We start from the raw sequence: 5,188 nt of genomic DNA, 5'->3' as shown, positions 1-5,188 counted from the left end.
CGATCGCCGCTGCCAGCCGGTTGCGGTTGGCGGTCACCGCCGCCGGATCGTCGCGACCGAAGGCATGGCCGACGCGTACCGTGGCGGCCATGCCGATGCCGAGCGGGACCATGAACAGCACGGCCGTGACCTGGAGTGCGATCTGGTGCGCGGCGAGCGCGGTCGTCGAGATCAGCCCCATCAGCAGCGCCGCCGAGGAGAACAGGCCGTATTCCATCAGCAGCGAGAACGAGATCGGCGCACCGACCGCAATCAGCTGGCGCATCAACGGCCAGTCGATCCGCCACAGATGGGCGAGCGGATGATAGTCCGCGAACGGCTTTCGCCATGCGGCGATCGCGAGCGCGGCGATGAAGGTGCCGAGGTTGACCAGCGTGGTTGCAAGCCCCGCGCCGAACAGGCCGAGCTCCGGCAGGCCGAACAGGCCGTGGATCAGGACATAGACGAGGCCGGCATTGACCGGGATCGCCGCCACCGTGATCCACAGCGGCCCCTGCGGCCGGTTCACCGCGCTCATCATGCCGCGCAGCGCGATGAAGCCGAGCGCCGGCGCGATGCCCCAGGCGAGGCCGCTCAGGTAGCGTTGCGCCAGCGCGGCCAATTGCGGGGTCTGCCCGAGCGCGAGCAGGATCTGCTCGCCATAGAGCGGCGAGGCCATCATCGGCAGCGAGATCAGCAGCGCAACCCACAGGCCGACGCGCAGGGAGCGGCGGATCAGCCTGACGTCGCCGGCGCCGAACGCCTGCGCCGCCAGCGGCGACACCGCGGAGGTCAGTCCGAGCCCGAAGGTGAAGCTGACGAAGTAGACCGTATGGGCCAGCGCCGCCGCGGCCACCGCGTCCTCACCGAGCCGGCCGATCATCGCCAGATCGGTCGTGATCATCGCGATCTGGCCGAGCTGCGTCAGCATCAGCGGCACGGCGAGTCGCAACGTCTCGACGAATTCTTCGGCGAGACGGTTCGGCGGCGCATCCGAGCCTGCGAGGCCCGGCTGCCTGGTGTCCAAAAGCCCGGTCATGGCAAGGCCATAGCAGCCTCGATCGGCGAAGTAACGGCAAAGAAACGTCGGACCGGGTCGCGCCGGAAAAAAGATCGCGCTGGGCCGAAGGAAAGTTCGACCTGCGCCGTATTCGTCATGTGCGGCGAACCGGCGCCGGTCTCACATTGGGAAGTTGAGCATGACAACGAGATTCAGGCTGAGGTTTGCCGCGCCGTTCATCGGCTCGGTCATCATCGCTGCCGGCCCCGCCGCAGCGGCAGATCTGAGGCTTCCCGCATCGCCGCCCCCGCAAATCCAGGCGGCGTCGGCGGCTCTGCTGAGCTGGGCGGGGCCCTATCTCGGCGTGCAGGCCGGCTATCTCTCCGGCCGCTCCGATGTTTCGTTTCCCGCCACCGGTGAGTTTCACTTCCTCGATCCCAAGGGCGCGACCGTGGGTGCGACCGCTGGCTTCTCGGCGCAATGGGGCCGGATCGTCGCCGGCGTGGAGGGCGACGTGAATTTTGTCGATGCGCGCGCGACCATCGACACCGGCTTTCCGCCGACGCCATCGCTCACGCAGCTTCAATCCGCCGTCAACTGGAACAGCCATCTGCGTGGGCGCATCGGCTATTCCTTCGGCCGGACGCTGCTGTTCGCCAGCGGCGGCCTCGCCATCGCGGGCGTCGAGAGCAAGGCGTTCGACAATGCGAGCGGGGCGGTTGCCAATTGGAGCGATACCCGCGTCGGCTGGTCGATTGGAGCGGGCACTGAATTCCGCTTTGCACCGAACGCCTCCGCCCGGCTCGAATATCTCTATGACAATTACGGCTCGAAAACCCTCGGAAGCCAGACGGTCGGCGCCGTCAATTTCGCCGATCGCACGTCCAAGCTCGATACGCACACCGTTCGAGCCGGTGTTTACTGGCGCTTCTGACGGGCGATCGCGACTTGTTGCCGCAGATGATACGATTGAGGAGGCGTCGTATTCGAGCGATGCAGCATACCCTCACGGTCGGGACCAACGCGTGTTCCGCAGCAATGGCGGCCGCAGGCCAGAGCAACAGATCGGGATGATGGAAGAGCCTTCGGACGAGGCTTTGATGTCGGAGGTTTCGGCGCGGCGGCAGCAGGCGTTTCGCATCCTGATGCGGCGTCACATGCCGCGGGCACTCCGGGTCGCGCAGCGGATCGTGCGCGATCCGGCCGAGGCTGACGACATCGGCCAGGAGGCCTTCATGCGGGTCTGGACCCACGCCGCCTCGTTCGATCCGCAGGTCGCGAAATTCACGACCTGGCTCTACCGCATCGTCCTCAACCTGACCTTCGATCGCACGCGGCGCCGAACGTTTCTGCCGCTCGAAGAGGCCGGCGATGTGCCGGATTTGGGACCGCACGCCGTCGAGCGCCTGATCGCCGACGAGGAGCTCAGTCTGCTCAATCGCGCGATGGCCGGCCTGTCGGACCGGCAGCGCGGTGCGATCGCGCTGTTCCACATGGAAGGATTGAGCGGCGAGGAGGCTGCGAAGGCGATGGACGTCAGCGCCAAGGCGTTCGAGTCGCTGCTGGGCCGCGCCCGCGCGACGCTGAAGGCAAACATACAGAAAATACAGGAGACGGGGAGCTACGCATGACGCCCGAACAGTTCAGACAATTGGCCGAGACATGGGGAGGCGATGTCGAGCGCTGGCCCGAGGCAACGCGCGAGGCCGCGCGGCGACTGGCGGCGAGTGCGGAAGGCGCAGCCGTCCTGGATGAGCAGGGGCGCCTCGACCGCCTGCTCGCTGTCGCCCCGGAGATCGAGACTGCGCGGGCGGATCGGTCGAGCTTGCTTGTGCTGCAAAGACTGGCGGCGATGCCGCAGCAGAACCATCGGCCGTCATGGTATCGCCTGCTGCGCTGGCCCGCGCTCGTTCCCGCCGCAAGTCTCGCCTGCTCCGCGCTGGTCGGCGTGTGGCTGGCGGGGGCGATGCCTTATGTCCATTCGCCGTCGGACCCCTTGTCCGTCATGAGCGGCGTCTTCGACGTCTACGCAATGGGATTTGGATCGGTGCAATGAAGTTCTGGCGAGAATGGTCCACTCCCTGGCGGGCGCTCATGCTGTTGTCGCTCTGCGTCAACGTCATCCTGTTCACCTATGTCTCGGTGCAATGGCTGCGGCCGGGCGGCTTCATGCCGGGCGCGGGTGCGGGCGTGCCGCTCCGCATGATCGAGCGTGTCGCGGAGCGATTGCCCGCGGAAGACGCAGAGATCCTGTGGGGCATCTATCACGGCAAGGAGGCCGAGCTCCAGCCTCTCCAGTCCGAGTACCGGCTCGCGCTGATGAAGGCGATGAAGACGGCGGCACAGGCGAATCTGGACAAGGCCGAGCTGGAAGCAGCCGTGAAGGATGCCCGCGACAAGCGCGTGAAGATAGGCGACCTCGTCGTCGCCACCTTCGTCGAGATGCTGGAGCGTATTTCACCGAAAGGACGCCGCCAACTCGTCGGCGGCTATTTTCGCTGAGCCGCGCCGAGTGAACGAGGGATTCGGCCCGTCCAAACGTATCACCTACATCGATGTCTGCGACATAGTGGAGATGATATGGTGCAACGATCTGGCAGGACGGCAAGCGGACCGGTGGTGAGGTTCTCGCGTCGGGCCGCCGTCTACGTGCGTGCGGCTCTTGCGGCCGCGAGTTTGATCGCACTTCTCGTGTTGTTTCTTTCGCAAGCTTCCGCAGGCGATGCGCGGAGTGAGGCAAAGCAGGCCTGCAAGGCGGATTATTCGCGCCTCTGCGCCGGAACGATGCCGGGCGGCGGCCGCATCCGAAAATGCCTCGGCGACAATTACGCGAGCTTGTCCGCGGCCTGCAAGCAGGCGTTCGACGCGAACCCGCCAAAATAGGATAGGCTAAATCCGCTCCGGCACGCGCTTGATCTTCGCCCCAAGCGCGTTCAGCCGCTCCTCGATGCGCTCATAGCCGCGCTCGATCTGGTCGGCGTTGTTGATGGTCGAGGTGCCCTCGGCGCAGACGGCCGCGAGCAGCATCGCCATGCCGGCGCGTATGTCGGGCGAGGTCATCGTCGCGCCGTGCAGGCGGCTGGGGCCTGCGATGATGGCGCGGTGCGGATCGCACAGCACGATGCGCGCGCCCATCGCGATCAGCTTGTCGACGAAGAACATCCGGGATTCGAACATCTTCTCGAACATCAGGATCACGCCCTCGCATTGCGTGGCGGTGACGATGGCGATCGACATCAGGTCGGCCGGGAAGGCCGGCCAGGGCTGGTCCTCCAGCTTGGGCACGTGGCCGCCGAAATCGTCCTGGATCTTCAGAGTCTGGTTCGAGGGCACGATGAGGTCGTCGCCCTCGACGCGGCAGACGATGCCGAGCCGTTCGAAACCCATGCGGATCGAGCGCAGATGCTCGACGCCGGCGCGCGTGATGCGCAAGGGCGAGCGCGTTACGGCGGCCAGCCCGATCAGTGAGCCGACCTCGATGTGGTCGGGTTGGATCCGGTAGGTCGTACCGCCGAGCGTGGCGGGACCATGGATGATCATGGTGTTGGTGCCGATGCCATCGATCTGCGCGCCGAGCGCGACCAGGAAATTGGCGAGGTCCTGCACATGCGGCTCCGATGCAGCGTTGCGCAAGTATGTGACGCCGTCGGCGGCAACCGCCGCGACCAGCGCGTTCTCGGTCGCGGTGACGCTCGGCTCGTCCAGGAAGACATCCGCGCCGGCGAGTTTGGCCGCGCGGAATTCGAGCCGGTCGGTCGCGGTGACCTTTGCCCCCAGCTGCTCCAGCGCCAGCACATGCGTGTCCAGCCGGCGTCGGCCGATGACGTCGCCGCCCGGCGGCGGCAGCATCACCTCGCCGCAGCGGGCGAGCAGGGGCCCTGCGAGCAGGATCGAGGCGCGGATGCGCACGCACAATTCAGGATCGAGATCGGCGGCGCGGATGCTCTTGGCGTGGATCTGCAGTGTGTTGCGCGCGGTCCATTCCGCCGTGGCGCCCACCGAGCGAATCAGCTCGACCAGCGTCTCGGTGTCGCGGATGCGCGGCACGTTCTCCAGCGTGACCGGATGCTCGGTGAGCAGCGCCGCGGCGATGATCGGCAGCGCCGAATTCTTGTTGCCGGACGGCTCGATCGAGCCCGAGAGCCGGTGACCGCCCTCGACGATGTATTGGATGGGCGCCAAATGGATACTCGCTGTCCTGATGGGGTG

The 5,188-nt window shown here is 66.4% G+C and carries 6 protein-coding genes; 4 read left to right on the top strand and 2 right to left on the bottom strand.

Going from position 1 to position 5,188, the window contains the following annotated elements; genetic code table 11:
- The coding region (locus JHD07_RS32205) for an MATE family efflux transporter (protein ID WP_291629471.1) at nucleotides 1-1,018 on the bottom strand (1,018 nt) is incomplete at its 3' end.
- Between the two features lie 160 nt (nucleotides 1,019-1,178).
- Between JHD07_RS32205 and JHD07_RS32200 the strand changes: the two genes are divergently transcribed.
- The 4 genes from JHD07_RS32200 to JHD07_RS32185 are packed head-to-tail and all read left to right on the top strand — an operon-like array spanning nucleotide 1,179 to nucleotide 3,481.
- Complete coding sequence (locus tag JHD07_RS32200) at nucleotides 1,179-1,913, top strand: outer membrane beta-barrel protein (RefSeq protein ID WP_291629470.1); 735 nt, start codon at nucleotides 1,179-1,181, stop codon at nucleotides 1,911-1,913.
- Nucleotides 1,795-2,610, top strand: a complete 816-nt coding sequence (locus JHD07_RS32195; protein WP_291629474.1) for an RNA polymerase sigma factor — start codon at nucleotides 1,795-1,797, stop codon at nucleotides 2,608-2,610. Before JHD07_RS32200 ends, JHD07_RS32195 begins: the two co-directional genes overlap by 119 nt.
- Nucleotides 2,607-3,035, top strand: a complete 429-nt coding sequence (locus JHD07_RS32190) for a hypothetical protein (protein ID WP_291629468.1) — start codon at nucleotides 2,607-2,609, stop codon at nucleotides 3,033-3,035. The genes JHD07_RS32195 and JHD07_RS32190 overlap by 4 nt, the downstream gene beginning before the upstream one ends.
- Complete coding sequence (locus JHD07_RS32185; RefSeq protein ID WP_291629466.1) at nucleotides 3,032-3,481, top strand: periplasmic heavy metal sensor; 450 nt, start codon at nucleotides 3,032-3,034, stop codon at nucleotides 3,479-3,481. The genes JHD07_RS32190 and JHD07_RS32185 overlap by 4 nt, the downstream gene beginning before the upstream one ends.
- A 387-nt stretch (nucleotides 3,482-3,868) precedes the next feature.
- On the opposite strand, the gene murA is transcribed toward JHD07_RS32185, so the two are convergent.
- Nucleotides 3,869-5,161, bottom strand: coding sequence for a UDP-N-acetylglucosamine 1-carboxyvinyltransferase (gene murA / locus JHD07_RS32180; protein WP_291629473.1), 1,293 nt, complete (start codon nucleotides 5,159-5,161; stop codon nucleotides 3,869-3,871).
- Nucleotides 5,162-5,188: the final 27 nt, after the last annotated feature.

Source organism: Bradyrhizobium sp., assembly GCF_016462955.1.
In the GTDB taxonomy this organism is placed as follows: domain Bacteria; phylum Pseudomonadota; class Alphaproteobacteria; order Rhizobiales; family Xanthobacteraceae; genus Bradyrhizobium.
The sequence above is the reverse complement of the archived record's forward strand: the minus strand, read 5'-3'. Positions and strand labels throughout refer to the sequence as shown.